General features: G+C 42.5%; 18 protein-coding genes and 2 pseudogenes. 7 read left to right on the top strand and 13 right to left on the bottom strand.

Annotated features, from left to right (window positions below; genetic code table 11):
• Window positions 1-3 precede the first annotated feature (3 nt).
• From RSK81_RS01075 to RSK81_RS01060, 4 genes are all read left to right on the top strand, one after another.
• Window positions 4-243, top strand: a complete 240-nt coding sequence (locus RSK81_RS01075) for a hypothetical protein (protein WP_061589317.1) — start codon at window positions 4-6, stop codon at window positions 241-243.
• 75 nt (window positions 244-318) lie between these two features.
• On the top strand, window positions 319-822 hold the full coding sequence (locus RSK81_RS01070) for a hypothetical protein (RefSeq protein ID WP_315687110.1): 504 nt from the start codon (window positions 319-321) through the stop codon (window positions 820-822).
• Window positions 823-846: 24 nt separating this feature from the next.
• Complete coding sequence (locus tag RSK81_RS01065) at window positions 847-1,248, top strand: transcriptional regulator (protein ID WP_315687107.1); 402 nt, start codon at window positions 847-849, stop codon at window positions 1,246-1,248.
• A gap of 304 nt (window positions 1,249-1,552) precedes the next feature.
• Window positions 1,553-2,533, top strand: coding sequence for an Abi family protein (locus RSK81_RS01060; RefSeq protein WP_315687105.1), 981 nt, complete (start codon window positions 1,553-1,555; stop codon window positions 2,531-2,533).
• Between the two features lie 299 nt (window positions 2,534-2,832).
• Here RSK81_RS01060 and RSK81_RS01055 read toward each other — a convergent pair whose 3' ends face one another.
• Window positions 2,833-3,282 (bottom strand): 8-oxo-dGTP diphosphatase, encoded by a 450-nt coding sequence (locus RSK81_RS01055; RefSeq protein WP_125410571.1) that lies wholly within the window; start codon window positions 3,280-3,282, stop codon window positions 2,833-2,835.
• Window positions 3,283-3,547: 265 nt separating this feature from the next.
• Window positions 3,548-4,237 (bottom strand): gamma-glutamyl-gamma-aminobutyrate hydrolase family protein, encoded by a 690-nt coding sequence (locus tag RSK81_RS01050; RefSeq protein WP_002893948.1) that lies wholly within the window; start codon window positions 4,235-4,237, stop codon window positions 3,548-3,550.
• A 227-nt stretch (window positions 4,238-4,464) separates the two neighbouring features.
• Between RSK81_RS01050 and RSK81_RS01045 the strand changes: the two genes are divergently transcribed.
• Entirely contained in the window at window positions 4,465-6,438 is a 1,974-nt protein-coding gene (locus RSK81_RS01045) for a peptide ABC transporter substrate-binding protein (RefSeq protein WP_315687102.1), read from the top strand.
• Window positions 6,439-6,553: 115 nt separating this feature from the next.
• Here the strand turns inward: RSK81_RS01045 and RSK81_RS12895 are convergent, their stop codons facing one another.
• The 4 genes and pseudogenes from RSK81_RS12895 to RSK81_RS01035 all read right to left on the bottom strand — a co-directional run bounded on the left by RSK81_RS12895 (window position 6,554) and on the right by RSK81_RS01035 (window position 10,031).
• A complete protein-coding gene (locus RSK81_RS12895; protein WP_410530915.1) occupies window positions 6,554-7,342 on the bottom strand; it encodes an ABC transporter ATP-binding protein in 789 nt (262 codons plus the stop codon).
• Window positions 7,343-7,477: 135 nt separating this feature from the next.
• Window positions 7,478-8,206 (bottom strand): annotated as a pseudogene (locus RSK81_RS12890) (ABC transporter ATP-binding protein); the annotation flags it as partial.
• A pseudogene (locus RSK81_RS12885) lies at window positions 8,185-8,323 on the bottom strand (ABC transporter ATP-binding protein); the annotation flags it as partial. The pseudogenes RSK81_RS12885 and RSK81_RS12890, both read right to left, overlap by 22 nt.
• A gap of 1 nt (window position 8,324) precedes the next feature.
• Window positions 8,325-10,031, bottom strand: a complete 1,707-nt coding sequence (locus tag RSK81_RS01035; protein WP_315687099.1) for an ABC transporter ATP-binding protein — start codon at window positions 10,029-10,031, stop codon at window positions 8,325-8,327.
• 159 nt (window positions 10,032-10,190) lie between these two features.
• On the opposite strand from RSK81_RS01035, the gene RSK81_RS01030 reads away from it, so the two are divergent.
• Both RSK81_RS01030 and galU read left to right on the top strand, forming a co-directional pair.
• Window positions 10,191-11,213: an NAD(P)H-dependent glycerol-3-phosphate dehydrogenase gene (locus RSK81_RS01030; RefSeq protein WP_061589322.1), complete on the top strand. Its 1,023-nt coding sequence runs from the start codon at window positions 10,191-10,193 to the stop codon at window positions 11,211-11,213.
• 16 nt (window positions 11,214-11,229) lie between these two features.
• Window positions 11,230-12,135, top strand: coding sequence for a UTP--glucose-1-phosphate uridylyltransferase GalU (gene galU / locus RSK81_RS01025; RefSeq protein WP_002893959.1), 906 nt, complete (start codon window positions 11,230-11,232; stop codon window positions 12,133-12,135).
• 100 nt (window positions 12,136-12,235) lie between these two features.
• Here the strand turns inward: galU and RSK81_RS01020 are convergent, their stop codons facing one another.
• The 7 genes from RSK81_RS01020 to RSK81_RS00990 form a co-directional block, all read right to left on the bottom strand.
• Window positions 12,236-12,919 carry a rhomboid family protein gene (locus RSK81_RS01020; RefSeq protein WP_268697429.1) on the bottom strand — a complete coding sequence of 228 codons (684 nt, stop codon included), beginning with the start codon at window positions 12,917-12,919 and terminating at the stop codon, window positions 12,236-12,238.
• Window positions 12,903-13,439: a 5-formyltetrahydrofolate cyclo-ligase gene (locus tag RSK81_RS01015; protein ID WP_315687096.1), complete on the bottom strand. Its 537-nt coding sequence runs from the start codon at window positions 13,437-13,439 to the stop codon at window positions 12,903-12,905. The genes RSK81_RS01020 and RSK81_RS01015 overlap by 17 nt, the downstream gene beginning before the upstream one ends.
• 20 nt (window positions 13,440-13,459) lie before the next feature.
• Window positions 13,460-14,593, bottom strand: a complete 1,134-nt coding sequence (locus RSK81_RS01010) for an N-acetyldiaminopimelate deacetylase (RefSeq protein ID WP_032910570.1) — start codon at window positions 14,591-14,593, stop codon at window positions 13,460-13,462.
• Window positions 14,594-14,669: 76 nt separating this feature from the next.
• Complete coding sequence (gene dapD, locus RSK81_RS01005) at window positions 14,670-15,368, bottom strand: 2,3,4,5-tetrahydropyridine-2,6-dicarboxylate N-acetyltransferase (RefSeq protein WP_002905478.1); 699 nt, start codon at window positions 15,366-15,368, stop codon at window positions 14,670-14,672.
• A 350-nt stretch (window positions 15,369-15,718) separates the two neighbouring features.
• On the bottom strand, window positions 15,719-16,732 hold the full coding sequence (locus tag RSK81_RS01000; protein WP_032910572.1) for a hypothetical protein: 1,014 nt from the start codon (window positions 16,730-16,732) through the stop codon (window positions 15,719-15,721).
• A gap of 30 nt (window positions 16,733-16,762) precedes the next feature.
• Window positions 16,763-17,698 (bottom strand): hypothetical protein, encoded by a 936-nt coding sequence (locus tag RSK81_RS00995; protein ID WP_315687090.1) that lies wholly within the window; start codon window positions 17,696-17,698, stop codon window positions 16,763-16,765.
• A 79-nt stretch (window positions 17,699-17,777) separates the two neighbouring features.
• Window positions 17,778-18,638 (bottom strand): hypothetical protein, encoded by an 861-nt coding sequence (locus tag RSK81_RS00990; protein WP_315687088.1) that lies wholly within the window; start codon window positions 18,636-18,638, stop codon window positions 17,778-17,780.
• Window positions 18,639-18,737 lie beyond the last annotated feature (99 nt).

Genomic DNA, 18,737 nt, shown 5'->3' with positions numbered 1-18,737 from the left:
AATATGATTGATAAAAAATTAGAAGAAACGATCCGTGAGGTTGAAGAAGAAGCACATCAAAAAGAGTTTATTGAAAACATTAACAAGAAACTGGATAGACTAGTCAATTCACAGGAAGAAGCCAACTTTAACGAAAAAGTCAAAGAGTTTAAGAAAATGAATTACTCAGAGCGTGTTGACCTTTTTAATAGTGATCCAGAATTATATAATAAGTTGCGTGATAAAGTCCGCCATGGCTTATAGTATGGAGTTAGGGGGAACAATCCCCTTTTTGTTATCAAGTCAATAGTTTTGGGTTTTTCTATATAGGGGGAGATAATGAAGCAGTTAGCAATAGAAACATTTATAAAGCCTATGAAAATCAATAATATCTCCCATGGTATAGCTGAACTAGCCGGCAGAAAGCTAGAAATAGACTTAGAAAACTTATGTATCACCTTTGATAAAGATTACTTTAATTTGACTAAAATACCTGGAACTAAAGGGGGCAGCCGCTACTTCTTTCTATGCCCTCTTTGTGGCCGGCGGTGTAGAATACTCTATAAGCAGCTTATACTTTATGGTTGCGGATCATGCCAACAAGTACATAAGCAAACCCTAAACCGCAGCAAGACAGACTGCCAATACTACTGGGAGCGAGCATTGAGAGAAGCTAGAAAGGTAGAGCCGGGTTGGAGTCCTAAACGTGGCGGCTATATGTTTGATGCTTTTCCTGCACGACCTAAGTTTATGAAACGCCAACGGTATTATAAGCACTATCAAAGGTTTGTGAACTATACTAGAAAAGGTGATAGTCTTTGGATGAATGGCTTAAATAATTGATTGAACTAATAGGAGTTGAGAATATTGAAATTAAACACGCGCAGGACGACAAAGAACGTAACCGAGCGTATGGAACTTTTAGGTAGAGCCTATCGAATGGCTCAGGCATGGAACTTCATAAGCATAGATGAAAAGGCATGGAAAGTGATTATAAAGCCTCATAACATCAAGGGAAAGTTTGCCGAGCAGATAGAAAACACTTTGACTATTTGTATTGCTGATATTAACGCCATAGAACACTGTACAGCTCGTCAGTGTTTTATTGAGAATTTCTGCAGATTCACCGAATCTCGGAAACGATTTGCAACAGAGAAAGCCAAAAAGATGGGATATAGTATAACTCAATACAACCTTTATAAGCGAATGGGCGTACTTAACTTTGCTGAGATACATAGAGGCGGAGAGCTGCAAGTTTGGGAGCATTAACAGAGCATAAAAAAAGAGAACTGACTATAGTGCCGACCGTGAAAACGGACAAGGGGTACGAAATCAATTCTCTTTACTTAAAGTATACAACATTTTTACTAGAAAAAGCAAAGTAGCAGTATCTAGCTAATCTATGATAAAACATACTAAACTTGATGAAAAATATAAAAAAATGATAAAAATAGTTGTTTTTTTGAAGTTTATATAATATAATTATCATGAAAGATATCAATGGCCTCCCACGCATATGCGCAGATACGTTCTGATGGGAGGTTTTTTTATAAAAATGTTAAGTGAGAATACTATGATTGAGCATTTTGAACATAAAAGCTATGAAGAACAAATAACACTCCTTGAATCAAGGTCAATGTGTTTTGAGAACGACGCATCTAGGAGCAAGGCAATAAATAGTTTGTCAATGGTTTCCTACTATAAAATTAAAGAATTTGCTAAACCATTTGCAAAGATAAGAAAGAATGGTACACAGAAAATTATTGATTACCAAAATACTAAATTTGAAATTGTTATTTCAAGATATTATCAAGATAAAAATTTGAGGTTAAACTTATTACACGCAATTGAAGATATTGAGGTTGCGTTAAAAACAAAGATAGCTTATGTTTTAGGTAGGAGTAATTTAAATAGTTATGGCTATCTTAATTTCTCAAATTGGTGTAATAAAGAGGAGTATTGTAAGCACTATCTTCGGTATAGTGAAAATAAATTCAAAAAAAATTTGTTGATTGAGTTAAGGAAATCTTCTAATTCTGAAATAGATGAAAAATTAAAAATTGATCAATCAAAATATCCGCCTATTTGGCTTGCCGTAAATGTCCTTACGTTCGGTCAAATGGTTAATATGTTAGAACTAATGTCAGTGAAGAAACTTGGTCAGATATCTAGTTTTTTTGATTGTGAGAATTCAGAGTTAATATCTTGGTTAAAGTGTATCAATCTAGTTAGAAATATTTGTGCCCATAATTCAAATATTATTGATTTTAAATTTAAAACAGTTCCTCAATTAAAGGATGAGTGGAAAGATTATCTGTACGAATTAAAGCCAGGGGTTTATTCAAATAGAATTGCATTACCATTTCTTATAATTAGTTATATGATGGATAAAATTAATCCTAAGTATCATTTTCAGGATATCGTTAATTCACTAGATAAGCTTATCAGAGACGATAACAATGCCAAATATTATGGTTTTAAATCCATTAGTACGATGAAGTCGATTAAATCTAAGTGGATTAGGAAACCAGTGCCACGCAGAAGAACTAGATAAATAGCACCCCTAAAGGTGCTATTTTCTTGCCTGCTGAACTCATAATTTTCACGCCCTTTTTTAGGGCTTTTTTTGTTCACCTTTTTGTGGACTAAGAGAGGGCATTAAATACCTTGTATGATATATAATTTCTTCTAAAACCTTATACAATCAAGGGTTAATAGCTTACAAAGGGCTGTAAGAATAACTAGAAGAATATTCCGCGAATTTTCATGCATTTCTCTTTTCTATTTTTGCTGTCCCTATTATACTAAATTCGCAAAGAACAAGCAAAAAAACCGCCAATTGGGCGGTTCTCCCTAGTATAGATTTCTGATGATCTCTCCATTATCCAGATAGGTAAACTGCTCCGTCAAATCTGATGTGAAAACTTGATACATTTCTTTAAAGCTCAAGGCCAGCGAGTGGTGATTAAGATCCTCGCGTTTAATCCAGAACACTTCTCCTTCGTCGGACGAGACCAGCTCTCCTTCAAAACGATTGGTTTTGTAAAGAAAAACGACGTAACGTTCATCCTTTTCGGTATAAAACTGCTTGACACCGCATAACCTAGGCTCATAGATGGTCAGACCTGTTTCCTCCTTGATTTCCCGTATTACTGATTTGACAAAGGAATCATGATTTTCAACATGGCCGCCTGGAAAGCAAAGGCCGGTCCAATCATCATTTACTTTATTTTGTACTAAAATGCGGTCCTCATCATAAACCATACACATATTTGTTAAAATAACTCGCTCCGCTCTTGACATCTCTGCTCCTCCATCTACCGACCGATTCGCTCGGCCTACTTGTGACTCATTATAACATAAAAGACATCAAATTGATGAAAATCTAGATTTCTCAGCCTTTTCAACAAAAAAACCGCCAATTGGGCGGTTCTTATAGGGAGATTATTATGAAAAAGAAAAGTTTTAGGATTTCTAAACAAAGTTAGGAGGTCTTTGTTTATGGTCTTAGTATAGAACACTTATCTTAAATTTTCCTAAAAGTAACTTAAAAAAATGAAATTATTTTTTACAGCTCTTGCAAGAGGTACTGAAACAGCTCCAAATTGCCCTTTTCTTCGTTTATTAAAAACTCTGGATGCCATTGAAGGCCTATGATACGATGATTGTCAACCGATTCGATCGCTTCGATGGTATTGTCTCTTGGGTCAAAGGCTGTCGCGCGGAAATTAGGTGCCAAGTCCTTGATACTTTGCCGATGGACCGAATTAATCTGGCTAGCCTGACCAAACAAGCGCTCCACAACGCTGTCTTTCTCCGTGCGAATGGAGTGCGAAGTACCAAATGGCAAGCCCTGCCAGTGATTTTCGATATGCTGATTGAGAGTGCCGCCAAAAGCAACATTGACCAACTGCAGACCTCGGCAAATAGCCATGACAGGCTTGTTTTGGCGCAGAGCTTCTTTCAAGAGTGCCAACTCAAACTCATCGCGGACAATATTGTAATCATCGCTGTCAATGGTTTTTTCTTCCCCATAAAACTGCGGGTGAACATTTTGCCCGCCTGACAAAATCAACTTGTCAATCGTTTCTACATAATCCTGAACTAAACTTTTATCTCCAACAGGAATCACCATTGGCAGGCCACCAACCATTCGTACGCCGTCCACAAACTTGCGTGAGACAGAGGTGTGAATATTCTTTCCAGCTTCATCTACTGGACAAAGATTGGCTGAAATTCCAACAATTGTTCTGCACATACCGTGATTCCTCCTTATTTGATATAGTATATCTTACCACTCCTCTGCGAAGCCGTCCAATAGATTTTTTTTAAGCATCTTATAAAAAATTTTTATCAGAATATGCAACACTATAAATCTCTTTTTTAAAATTTAGAAAAACATTTCAGAATTATCAGAAAATTGTTTACTTTTGGCAGAAATTTGTTATAATAAGCAGTGTAAAAACTCATGACTTGGAGGTCCCTATGAGAAAATCAAATATTCTTCTTGCCGCAGGGCTCACTCTGCTCTCTGTCGGCTTACTTACAGCTTGCTCTGGAGGCGGAAGTTCCCAATCCAGCAAAAAAATCTACAGCTATGTCTTTACGTCTGATCCAACAACTTTGGACTACATCCAGTCGGCAAAGGGGTCTACCCACGAGCTGACTACAAATGGTGTAGATGGCTTGCTGGAAAATGATAAATATGGAAACTTAGCTCCGTCTATCGCAGAAGATTGGACAGTCTCTCCAGATGGTCTCGTCTATACCTATAAGCTGCGCAAAGATGCCAAGTGGTATACCGCTGATGGCGAAGAATACGCAGATGTCACGGCTCAGGACTTTGTCACAGGTATCAAACATGCTGCTGATGTCAAATCAGACGCTCTCCCTCTTATCCAAGATTCTATCAAGGGGCTGAGTGAATATGCAGCCGGTACCAACAAAGACTTTTCATCTGTTGGAGTCAAGGCACTGGACGATCATACGGTTCAATATACACTCAACAAGCCTGAAACCTACTGGAACTCTAAAACAACATCAGGTGTTATGATGCCGGTCAACGAGGCCTTCCTGGAAAAGCAAGGCAAGGAATTCGGTCAGGCAACCAAAGCCGACTCCATTCTGTATAACGGTCCATTTATTATGAAATCCATTACTTCTAAATCCTCTGTTGAATTTGAGAAGAACCCTAACTACTGGGATAAGGACAAGGTCAAGGTTGATGGTGTCAAACTGTCTTACTACGATGGTTCTGACCAAGATTCATTAGCGCGGACCTTCGGAGATGGCGGCTACAGTTTGGCAAGACTCTACCCAGCAACTTCCAGTTATTTCTCAATCGCTGAGAAATACAAAGATAATATCTTCATGACAGAAGCAGGAGCGGGGGTCGGTCTAATCAGCTTTAACATTGACCGTCAAAGTTATAACCATACTTCTAAAACCAGCGATGAACAAAAAGAAGCTACCAAAAAAGCTCTGCTGAACAAAGACTTCCGCCAAGCTCTAGCCTTTGCCCTTAACCGTGAAAGCTATTCGGCTCAGGTCAACGGAGAAGATGCAGCCAAGCCAGCTGTCCGTAATCTCTTTGTTCCGCCAACCTTCGTACAAGCCAATGGCAAGGAATTTGGCACTCTTGTCGAAGAATCACTGGCTTCCTATGGTGACGAGTGGAAAGGTATCAAGCTAGATGACGGTCAAGACGGTCTCCACAATACTGACAAAGCCAAGGCGGAATTTGCCAAAGCCAAGCAGGCTCTTGCAAATGAAGGCGTACAATTCCCAATTCACCTAGATGTTCCTGTCACTCAGAATTCTACTAACTTCGTCAACCGTATGCAATCTCTGAAACAGTCATTAGAAGAGGCTTTAGGAAAGGACAATGTCTCTGTAGATCTACAGATGCTGGCTGAGGACGAAGCACTAAACATCACCTTCAATGCTGAAGCTGCTAGCCAGGAAGACTGGGATATCAACGGTCTCGTTGGCTGGGAGCCAGACTACCAAGATCCATCTACTTACCTAGACATTTTAGTCCCAGGTAACAGCACTCAGACCAGAACCTACCTTGGATTTGAAGACAAAGACAATGCTGCTGCTAAAGCTGTAGGACTGGATGAGTACAGCAAACTGATTGAAGAGGCCGGAAACGAAACACAAAATGTTGACAAGCGTTATGAAAAATATGCTGCAGCTCAAGCATGGCTGACAGATAGTGCCCTCGTTGTGCCAACTATGAGCAGCAGAGGAGCAGCACCGTTCATTTCTCGGATTGTGCCATTTACTAACTCTTATGCTCAGACAGGTACAAAAGACGCCAACTATCATAAATACGTGGAAATCAGTGATGAGATTGTCACAACTAAAGACTATCAAAAGGCCCAAGAAAAGTGGAAAAAAGAAAAAGAGGAATCCAATAAAAAGGCCCAAGAAGATCTGGCTAAACATGTGAAATAATCACTACTTTGATGTTAATTAAAAAACCAGCAGGAACAGAAACCTGCTGGATTTTTTAACTTTTCTATTTAATATTTTAAAGCCCGGCTGATTATACAGCTGCAAAACCAACCATCTACTCAAAGACAAACTGGTTGTGATAAAGTTCTGAATAGAAACCGCCGAGTTTAAGGAGCTGATGATGATCGCCCTGTTCGATAACCTCTCCGTCTTTGAGGACGATAATCTGGTCGGCATTGAGAATTGTCTTGAGGCGGTGAGCAATGACAAAGCTAGTTCGGCCAGCCACAACGGCTTCCATGGCTTGCTGAATCTTGCTCTCCGTCACCGTATCGACATTGGAAGTCGCTTCGTCCAAAATCAAGACTTGCGGATCAGTCAGCAAAGTTCTAGCGATGGAAATCAGCTGTTTCTGCCCAGTTGAGAAAATATTCTGGTCATCATCTACCAGAGTATCGTATTTGTCTGGCAGACTTTCAATATAGTCATGAATATGGGTCGCACGCGCAGCCGTTTCTACCATCTCCTGACTGGCATCCGGCACACCGAAGCGGATATTGTCCCGAATCGTACCACTAAAGAGCACCGAATCCTGCAAGACAATCCCCACATGGCTCCGTAGGCTATCCAGCTCATAATCTCGAATGTCACGACCGTCAAACTCGATACTGCCATTATCCACATCATAAAAGCGATTAAGCAGGTTCATAATGGTCGTCTTACCTGATCCAGTCGGGCCAACAACAGCCGTCATCTTGCCCTTAGGGGCTAAAATAGATACGTCTTTGAGAATAGGCTTGCCTTCTACATAAGAGAAGTCCACATGCTTGATCTCCACGGAGTCTGTAAGCTCTATGAAAGCAGGTGCATTCTCTGGCCGGACTTCCTCTGGTGCATCAAACATCTCCTGAATCCGGTCAGCCCCTGTAAAGGCCAACTGCAAACTGCCCCAGCTGGCAGCAATCTGGATGATGGGCTGATAATACTGCTGGGAAAACTGAGTAAACGTGGTAATCAGGCCAACTGCAACAGCCGTTTCGACATTAGGGTCGCTCAGTAAGACAGCCGAACCAACAAAAATCACAATGGCTGTATTAATCAAATTCATCCCGTTCATGATAGGGAAGAGAAGGCCTGAAAAGGTCCGGCCTTTAAAAGTTGCTGAGCGTACTCGGTCATTCTGCTCAATGAACCCTTTGATGACCTCCTCCTGCATTCCCTGAACGATAACAGCCTTCTGACCGGAAATGGTCTCGTCCATATAAGCATTGAGGCGGCCGACTTCTTTTTGCTGAAGATTGGTGTACTTTCTGGCCAGCCTGACAATGACCACTAGAAGAAGAAAAGCAACCGGTGTGCTGGCTACTGTTATCCAGGCCAATCTAGCATTTTGGACAAACATAATAATCACTAAGCCCAGATAGAGCAAGGCATTGCTCATAACCTGGATCATACTCTCGTTTAGAGCCTGCAGGATATTGTCCAAGTCGCTGGTAAAGCGCGATAAAATGTCTCCATCCTGATGGCGGTCAAAGAAAGCAACTGTCATCTTGGACAGCTTGCCAAACAGGCCCTTGCGCATCTCATTGGTCGAATGGGCAATAACTCGGGTCATCAAAAGCATGTAAATTAAGCTGGAAACAGACAAGCAAACAAAGGACACCAATACACTGCCCATGACGCTGCCAAAAGTCGACAGAATCTGATCAGTCTCACCCTTCTCCGCAAAAGCCCGACCCAACTCAACCAAATGCTGAACAGCCTGACCGACATAAACCGGAAAAAGGACCTGAAAAACAGTCGCTGTTACCATCATCAAAAGGACAACGACAAAGGATAATTTGTAACGCTTAAAATATTGCCAGAAAAATGCAATCGTCCGCATCTTAGTCCTCCTTTCCTTTCTGAGTTTCGTAGATTTCACGGTAAACATCGTTAGTGGCGACCAATTCTGCATGCGTCCCTTGGCCAATCAGCTGGCCCTGATCCAAGACCAGAATCTTATCTGCATGAACAACGGAGCTAATCTTTTGAGCAATGATAATCGTTGTCGTTCCTTGCAGATCTTTGTTCAAGGCTTCTTGAACCAGCTTTTCTGACTTAGCATCCAAGGCTGAGGTTGAATCATCTAAAATCAAAATATTAGGATTGTTGACAACACCTCTAGCAATGGACATCCGCTGCTTCTGACCGCCAGAGAAGTTGTTGCCACGCTCCTCCACTACACTTTCAAAGCTTTCTTCCATACGGCTGATAAATTCACTGGCTTGGGCAATACGAGCCGCTCGCTCCATCTCAGGCAGTGAAGCGTTGAGCTTGCCCTGACGGAGATTGTCCGCAATAGTCCCGCTAAATAGAATCGCCCGCTGTAGCACGATGGAAACATTTTTTCGAAGAGTTCCTTGACTAAGCTCTCGCAGATCCCGACCGCCAATCTTGACAGAACCTTCTTGCGGATCAAAAAGACGGGGAATCAGCTGGGCTAAGGTAGACTTACCAGCACCTGTCGCACCGACAACGCCAATCATTTGCCCCGGCTCAACCTTAAAGCTGATATCCTTTAGCATTGGCTCGTCATCGTTGGGATAGGAAAAAGTCACATGTTCAAAGCTGAGGCTACCTTCTAGTTCTTCATCTGGCGAGTCTGGGAAAGCCATAGCTGGCTCCGTTGCCAATACTTCCTTGATCCGACGGATAGAAATGATCCCCCTCGTCACACCATTTCCCAAAAAACCAACCATAATGATAGTGAAAATAATCTGGCTCAGATAACCGATAAAAGAAGCGATAGAGCTGACCAGTCCTGGCTCCGCCTGAATCATGCCAGACAGAGTCCAGATAGCCAAGTAAACAGAGCTGTAGCCGACCAACATCATCAGCGGCTCAATGATTGAAAAGGCATAGCCAATATAGAGATTTTCTGACAAAAGTTCATCAGACACCTGACTGAACTTATGAAACTGGTCTTCCTCCCGAACGAAGGACTTGACCACTCGCACACCACGAAGATTTTCCTTGGCAATGGCATTAATCTTATCCAAAAGAGTCTGGAATTTCTTAAAACGAGGACCCATCATCCCCATCATGACAGCCGTTAGACCAGCTATGAGCACAATCAGCAAGAAGATAATCCACCAAAGAGAGGGCATGGTCACAATGGCCAAGATGACTGATCCGATAAAAAGAATGGGCAAGCGAAGAAGAATTTGAAAGAGCATCATAGTCACATTTTGAATCTGATTGATGTCATTCGTCATCCGCACGACTAGATTACCGGCGTTGAATTCCTCTATATTGGCATAAGAAAAGGTCTGGATCTTGCGGAAAGTCTCCTCACGGAGATCTGAAGAGACAGCCTGGGCAATGTAAGCCGCCAAGGTCACATTAATTCCTCCTGCCACCAGCCCGACAAAACCGATGCCAATCAGCCAACCGCCCATACTGTAGATAGTCTGGCTATTTTGCTCCTGCAAAGCGTCTAAGATGTGTTTTAAAAACCAGGGCAGTAAAAGAGAGCTGGCAATCATCAACGAGGTCATCAAAAGCGAACTCAGGGCATACCATTTATACCGTAATAGACTTTTAAAAAACATGCTTCCTCCTACTTTTTTCATATTTGACTTAGTTTCCTTACTATATCACAGATAAAAACAATGTCAAGCAAGAAATTTCTTATATTATATGGTAAAATGAGATATAGACTCTAAAACTGATTTAAATTCAGACTCGGAATTTCATCATAAGGAGAAGATATGGATAAACAACGAGTTGCTGTGATTGGTCCTGGTTCTTGGGGAACAGCCTTATCACAAGTATTAAACGACAACGGACACGAGGTTCGTATTTGGGGAAATATCGCTGAGCAAATCAACGAAATCAACGACGAACACACCAATAAACGCTATTTCAAAGATATTGTACTGGACGAAAAGATCAAGGCTTATCATGACCTAGAAGAAGCTTTAAAAGATGCGGATGCCGTGCTTTTTGTCGTGCCGACTAAGGTAACCCGTCTGGTAGCCAAACAAGTAGCTCAAGCTCTGGACCACAAGGTGAAAATCATGCACGCCTCCAAGGGACTGGAGCCCAATACCCACGAACGGATTTCAACTATCCTAGAAGAAGAAATCCCTGCAGAGCTACGTAGCGAGATTGTCGTTGTCTCAGGTCCCAGCCATGCTGAGGAAACCATTGTGCGCGATATCACCCTGATTACTGCTGCTTCTAAGGATCTGGAAGCAGCTAAGTATGTGCAGGAGCTCTTCAGCAATCACTACTTCCGCCTCTACACTAATACCGACGTCATCGGAGTGGAGACTGCAGGCGCTCTGAAAAACATCATCGCAGTTGGAGCTGGTGCACTCCACGGATTAGGCTATGGTGACAATGCCAAGGCTGCAATTATCACACGAGGTCTGGCCGAAATCACGCGTCTAGGTGTCAAGTTAGGAGCAAATCCTCTGACTTACAGCGGCCTATCTGGTGTCGGCGACTTGATTGTCACAGGTACCTCTGTTCACTCCCGTAACTGGCGGGCCGGCAATGCTCTAGGACGTGGCGAGAAATTAGCTGATATTGAAGCCAATATGGGCATGGTTATCGAAGGAATTTCTACCACCAAGGCAGCCTATGAACTGGCCCAAGAGCTGGATGTTTATATGCCAATTACCCAGGCTATTTACAAGGTTATTTATCAAAATTGTAATATCAAAGATGCCATTTATGAAATCATGAACAATGAATTCAAGGCTGAGAACGAATGGACTTCGTTCTAATAGAAAGGAAATAATTATGTCAAAAGTTAAGAAAGCCGTCATCCCTGCAGCTGGTTTAGGAACCCGCTTCCTGCCAGCTACTAAAGCTCTAGCTAAGGAAATGTTGCCGATCGTCGACAAGCCAACCATCCAGTTTATCGTTGAGGAAGCTCTCAAATCTGGAATTGAAGATATTCTAGTTGTTACAGGTAAGTCAAAACGCTCCATCGAAGACCACTTTGACTCAAACTTTGAATTAGAATACAACCTCAAAGAAAAGGGTAAAGACGATTTGCTCAAATTGGTCGATGAAACCACTGGTATCGGTCTGCACTTCATCCGTCAAAGCCATCCGCGCGGACTGGGAGATGCTGTCCTTCAGGCCAAGGCTTTCGTAGGAAACGAGCCTTTCGTTGTCATGCTGGGCGATGATCTTATGGACATCACCAATGATAAGGCTGTGCCGCTGACCAAGCAATTGATTGATGACTACGAAGCTACTCATGCTTCTACCATCGCTGTCATGCAGGTCCCTCATGATGAAGTTTCCTCTTATGGTGTGATTGCCCCTCAAGGCGAAGGTGTCAAAGGTCTCTACAGCGTGGAAACCTTCGTCGAAAAACCAAAACCTGAGGATGCACCGAGTGATTTGGCTATTATCGGCCGCTACCTGCTGACACCAGAAATTTTTGAAATCTTGGAAAAACAAGCGCCAGGTGCTGGAAATGAGATTCAGCTGACCGATGCGATTGATACTCTTAACAAGACGCAACGCGTGTTCGCTCGCGAATTCAAGGGCGATCGCTATGATGTCGGTGACAAGTTCGGCTTTATGAAGACTTCTATCGACTACGCCCTCAAGCATCCGCAGGTCAAAGACTCCTTGAAGCAGTATATCATTGACTTGGGTCATACGTTAGAGAAAAAACAAAGTAAAAAATAATTGATTCAAACAACTAACTTTGAAAATAAAATTTTAGATATAAAAAAGAGGTTTTCAACCTCTTTTTTTGATATTTCATCAGTTATTTTCTAAAGATTCATTAAATCAAGGAATGATGAAAGCCTAGAAAAATCAGAAGGGCGGCCAAGGCTAGATAGCCAAACAAGACTAGCCAGCGCTGAGCAGGTTTAAAGGCATTGCTTGAGCTTTTGATAGGGAGAATGACCGCACAGAGTATGCCACCAATCAAACCGCCCAAATGCCCCGCCAAACTGATACTAGGCATGAAACTAAAGATGATATTGACCACAATCAAGGTCATATAAGACTGCCCCAGCTGCTGAATGTAGCTGTCGCGAACGACATAGTGCAGGGTCACGATAGAGGCAAAAAGTCCAAACAAGGCGGTTGAAGCTCCTGCTGATAGAGCATCTGGACTGAAAAAGAAGACAAAGATATTTCCCATTAGGCCAGACATCATATAGAGCAGAAAGAAATTTCGTGAGCCAAAAATATCTTCTGCCTGCCGTCCAATAAAATAAAGAGTAATAACATTTACCACAAAGTGCTCCAAGCCAATATGCACAAAGATAGCAGAAAAGAGGCGCCATATCTGAATGGGATTCATGATAATAGTTGGAGAATACACTGCTCCAAATTCAAAGACCGTTTGTGCTTCAGCATAAGAAAAGCCACGTAAAATCAGCATCCCCACAAAGACAAGTGTTGTTAGAATTAACAAAACACTGGTCACAGGATATTTCTTATCATAGATGTAGTTCATAAGTCAACACCTCCTTTACTGCTATATCGTGATAATCAGGCTCAAAATCAGATTTTTGAAAACTATAGATGCTGCTGATAGACGCCCCAGCAAAATCAGCTAGATAGCGATCATAGTAGCCACCGCCGTAACCAATCCGAAAGCCTTGAGAATTGAAAACCACACCCGGCACATGAATCAGATCAATTTCTGTCTTGTCCACAGCCTCTTCGCTCATCGGCTCCATAAGGCCAAAAGAGCTCTTTTGCAGGTAACTTTCATCATAATCCACAAATATCATCCGTCCCTGGCCATAGGTTTTGGGCACTAAAACCCGCTTACCATCTAACTGAGCCTGTTTGATAAAGGCTGCAGTAGAGACTTCATGCGGCATTGAAAGATAAGTAGCGATAACCTGAGCTTTTTGATAAGCTGCTGAACTGAGCAAGTGCTGGGTCAGCCAGCTATCTGCCTGCTCTTTTTCTTTTCCTGCAAGTTTCTTCATCTGGTTCAGTACAGTTTGTCTCAGCTCTTTTTTCATGCAGCTCGTCCACCTTTTTCTTATCTTTCGTTGATTTTATAATCTAGGAATTTCCCAATCTTTTCAATAGCAAAGGGCAGTGCTGCCTCATCCGGTGTCATCTTGGGATGATGGAGGGCATAGGGACTATCCACTCCCAGCCAGAACATGACGCCCTTGACCTTGCTGAGCAGATAGCCAAAGTCCTCGCCTGTCATAGCCGGCGCAATATCAATCAGCTCCACTCCTTCTTCCTTCTGGAAAAAGTCCATTAATTCGTCTGCTAGGTCAGGATGATTTTCTACAGGCAGATAACCACCTTGCTTGAGTTCCAAGTCCAATTCCAGACCGAAACTTTGGGCTAGACCCTCTGCTATTTCCCGTAAGCGCTTCTGAGTCAAGAGGTTCATCTCCTGAGTCAGAGTCCGAATGGTGCCATGCAAAAAGGCCGTTTCTGCGATGACATTGTTGGTCGTGCCAGCATGGAGCGAACCAAAGGTCACAACCGCTCCCTCGATAGGATCGACATTGCGGCTGACAATGGTCTGCACCTGGGTGATAAAGTAGCTAGCCGCCACCAAAGCATCATTGGCTTCATGAGGAAAGGCCGCATGGCCCCCCTTCCCCTTAAAGGTCAGCTTGACTTCACAGGTGCCAGCAAAAAGCGTTCCTCTATTAGTGGCAATATCGCCAACTTTGAGATCCGGCCGCACATGGAGGCCGTAAAACTCATCCGGCAGCCAGTCGCCAAAGGCACCATCTTCATACATGAGCATTCCGCCAGCTTCATTTTCCTCAGCAGGCTGAAAGAGAAAAAGCAGATTGTGGGTAGGCTGAGTGCTCACAGCTTGCTCCAGCAGTCCTAGAGCCACCGTCATGTGCATATCGTGTCCGCAGGCATGCATCCGGCCTTCATGAGTGCTGGCAAAGTCCAGGCCTGTATCCTCCACAATCGGAAGACCATCAATATCTGTCCGCCAGCCAATCGTCTTATCTGGTGAACTTCCCTTGATAAAGACCAAAATACCAGTTCGCCAAGTTCGGATTTCCACAAAGTCTAGACCTGCTGTCAGTCCATCAATGACCTGCATCAGGTAGGCATGAGTCTTGTATTCTTCCAGACCGATTTCTGGTATCTGGTGTAAATCACGGCGAATGTTCAGATAATCAAGCATTTTTCTTTCCTTTAAAATCTTGTCAGACCTGTCAAAGTTTTGGGCTAGGCCCAATCAATTCATCTTTATGCCATTTTTAAAGAGTACGCAGGGCGTCTTCCAGAGCTGTCTTCTGCTGGGTCTTCTCGTCAATGGTCTTGATAACTCGTGCCGGAACACCAGCAACCACTACGTTTTCCGGAACATCCTGGGTCACAATCGCACCGGCCGCAACAACGGAACCACTGCCAATTTGTACACCTTCGATTACAACCGCATTGGCACCAATCAGCACATTGTCTCCAACCCGAACTGGCTCAGCACTAGCCGGCTCAATGACTCCCGCCAGAACAGCACCAGCACCGACATGACTGTTTTTTCCGACAATCGCTCGGCCGCCCAGAATAGCGCCCATATCAATCATGGTCCCAGCACCAATCTCCGCACCGATATTGATGACCGCCCCCATCATGATGACAGCATTGTCGCCAATTTCAACTTGGTCTCGAATAATAGCGCCCGGCTCAATGCGGGCATTGATGTCACGCTTATCCAAAAGCGGCACCGCTGAGTTGCGGGCATCCTGCTCTACGACATAAGTCTTATTTTCCTCTAAGTTCGCTAGGAGCGGCTTGATTTCTTCCCAGTCTCCAAAAAGAACATTGCCTAACTTCACAACAGACCAAGGGATTGATCCGTGCAATTCTCCATCAAAGGTTACCTTGACCGGAGTTTTTTTCTTGGCATCAGCGATAAATTTGATAATTTCTTGAGCGTTCATTTTAGTAGCAGACATGATTTTTCCCTCGATTCGTGAATGATTTAGCCTTTTAGTTTGTTTATCTTCGCAATCTCCAACAACTTGAAGAACAATTGAAGTAAACCAAGAAGCTTGATTAGACAATATTATAACACAAAAAAGGGGATTGCAAAACTCCTATAAGACTCTCTACATGAGATACAGATTGTAAAAAGACACGAACTCTCGTCCGTGCCCAACAAAGCAATTCCAAACTTATATACCAACGATATTATTTAATTCTTTCGTTCAAAATGTTCCCACTGTTGGCATCAATGGTCATTTTAATCTTTTGCGTACCATTCAGAGCTTCCAGCTTGTATGACAAGCACTCCTATTCATTTATTCTATTTAGAAAGATTACTCAATAGGTACTGTCCATTTTCCTGACGGATAAAAGTCAAAGTTATCTCCTTATTTGAAGAGGTTTCATAGTTTACAAGCATCTTCGGCTCTGATTCACTATCCCCATAAACTGAGATATGTTGATATTCTGGGTATTCCTTGATTACTTCTTTAAAGGAAGAACCGCCCTCGCCTGTTTCCGCATCACCTGTCTTTAAGCTCTCTGTAATCTGGCTAGATACCTTTTTATTATAGCCATCACTGCCGGGCATAATACTCATACCCTGAAGATGGTAGCTGCCATCCTCGTGTTTCATAAAGGTCAGAGTGGTGTAACTAGAGTCAGGTAACCAAGACAATGAGAGTCCTTCTTCCTGAAACGTCACACTGCTAGCCAAGCCAAAATCTTTGACTACTTGTTCAGGGGTCAATCCTTCATCATCCGCACTAACAATGCTCAGCTTTTCAAGGTCTTTCACTTCCCACTCATACACATCCTCTTTTGACGGAGCCACAAAAGAAGCAACATCGCTTTGATGTCCCTTTCGAGACAGACTTGGCACACTTCCCCCACCCATAAAATCATTTAGGAAATAGCCGCCAAGACCTCCTAGCAATAGTCCCGCTGCCAGGCCTATTCCTAAAAATCCTATCAGCTTGCCCGTACTATTTTTCTTTGGCTCTGGACTTGGCTGGGCAGCGAAGTTTGCAGCTTGCTGTGGTCCGGCAAAGTTCTGACCAGCTGGATTAAATCCCTGAGGAATTGCTTCTTGAAAAGCAGGATTTTCCCAATTATCCTGCTGAGGCATCTGTTGTTGAGGAGCATCAAAAATTGGTTGCTGAACACCAAAATCTTGATTAGAATTCGGCATTTCAGAACTGCCTCCTTCTGTTGGGAAAGGCTGCCCCTCTGTTGAGTTAGCTACAAATTGTCCTGAGTCTGATGACTGGACTTGCTGTGGATACGGAGCCAATCCTTCTAAAGATTGTTCCTGCGGTTTATTTTGTTCTGACATCATTTCACCTTTTATTATTTGAGTTCTATTTTATTTATTGGCAGTAGTGGACAAAAGATAGTTTCCGTCCTCCTGCTGAACGAATAACAACCTGTAAGTACCATCATTAGGAGCGTCATAAGCCACCTCCATAATGGTTTGACTAGTATCCTCATTGAAATCTTCATCTACACGAATAGAGATACTTCGCGGACTGCCATAATCCTTAAAAACTTCCTTATAGGAAATGCCATCCTTACCAGTCTTTGCATCGCCTTTTTTCAATTTTTCAAAGTAATCAGCCGCCATCGCTTCGTCCTCAGCATTATGTTTACTTCCTTCAAAGCGAATATTATAGATATGAAGGCTATTCAGATAGAAACCATCTTTTTTCTTCTCAAAATCCAGAGAAGCAGTTTGATCTGTATAATAAATTGGCCAGTCCTCCTCATCATCAGAATCTTGAAGCGTTCCCCACTCTAAATCAAGGCTGTCACGAGAGATTTCTTCTTTTAAAGCCTTGCCATATTTATCTAGAATATCTTCCACAGAAGTACCATTCGTATCTGTCTGAATAGTATTGAACCGTAACTCTGACAAACTATCAATATCCCACTTGAACTCAGTAGTATCAGGGTCAATGTACTGATCTGATTGATCTCTCTTTGATTCCCTAGCATCTGCCAAAGGATGGAGCACAGGATATTCCCCTTTGATGACATCCGCTACTCCCATTCTATAGCCCCAGATTCCCCCTCCGATTAGTCCAAGACCAAGAGAGAGCAAGGCTCCGCCTATCAGGATTCCTTTCCAGGATTTATTCTTGGTCAAAGGCGGAGTTGGTCCCTGCGGATTTGAAACATGGCCTTGCTGAGGTTGAAAATGATGCGGGAATTCCTCTTGCGACTGAGCATTCCTTGAAGGCTCAAAAGAATGCTGTGTTTGCTGTTCTGTCAATCTTCTTTCCTCTTTCTTGTTTATTTCCAATAGTCTTATCAGTTCTCTTTTAATAACGAAATGCTTTGAAATCAGTCAGTCACAAAAGATAAACTAAATAAGTAAAAACTTACATTTCCTCTGACTTTATATATAAGAAATTTCCATCTGGCTGGCCTACAAACAATAGGTATTCATAACCATCTTCTGTTTTATAAGTCACCTCAGCAATCAGACGGTTGGAGATAATCTTATTATCTACGTCACGTTCGGTTGTGATGACAATTTCTGACGGAACAGGATGCTTCTTCAGGACCTCTGATAAAGCTGTTCCTCCTTCACCCGTTTCCTTGTCTCCTTCTTTCAAACGTTCAAGGTCTTTGGGAGATAATACGCTCCAATCTGTTGTTTCCTTCCCTTTTCTATATTCTTTAAAAGAATCTCCAACTACCACTTGCCTCAGATAGTAGTTCTGGTCAACTTTATCAAATTGAAAAGAAATATTTTGCTCCTTGTCCCTGACAGAAGGGCCCCATCGGAGTAACAGACGATTACGATCATATTCTGCTGAACTAGCCAAGCCATAAGTTTCAACGATTTGATCAGCCGTCAGACCTAATCCTTCATCATTTGTATAGCTCAACCGTCCCAAGTCTTTCAATGTCCAATTAAACTGAACCGACTGCCCGTCTGTAGTAAAGCTGTCACTCTTGTCTTTGGCTTCTTCCTGAGCCTTACTCAGACGCTTAATCCTTTGTATATCCTTATTTGTCTGCGCCTGCTTGCCGATAAAATAAGCTGAACCGCTGCCAATCAAAAGACCAATTATGAGAGCAAAAATTGAAAACCCTATGACTTTTCCGATATTACCCTTCTTATCAGGCAATCCTTGCGGCTGAATCTGCTGGAAATTCCCTTGCAATGGCTGGCTGCTAGCTTGATTTTCTTGCCAAGCCCCTTGCTCTTGACCTTGACCATCTTTATCTGACATGGTTTTCTCCTTATAAATTTCATTGATTTGTCATATTGCGAAAACATTGAAAAACAATGACAAATTTTACAACATTATAACATAAATTGTTCTTTCAAT

The organism is Streptococcus sp. DTU_2020_1000888_1_SI_GRL_NUU_041A (assembly GCF_032387735.1).
GTDB lineage: Bacteria > Bacillota > Bacilli > Lactobacillales > Streptococcaceae > Streptococcus > Streptococcus sanguinis.
This window is presented reverse-complemented; position numbering and strand designations above follow the sequence as displayed.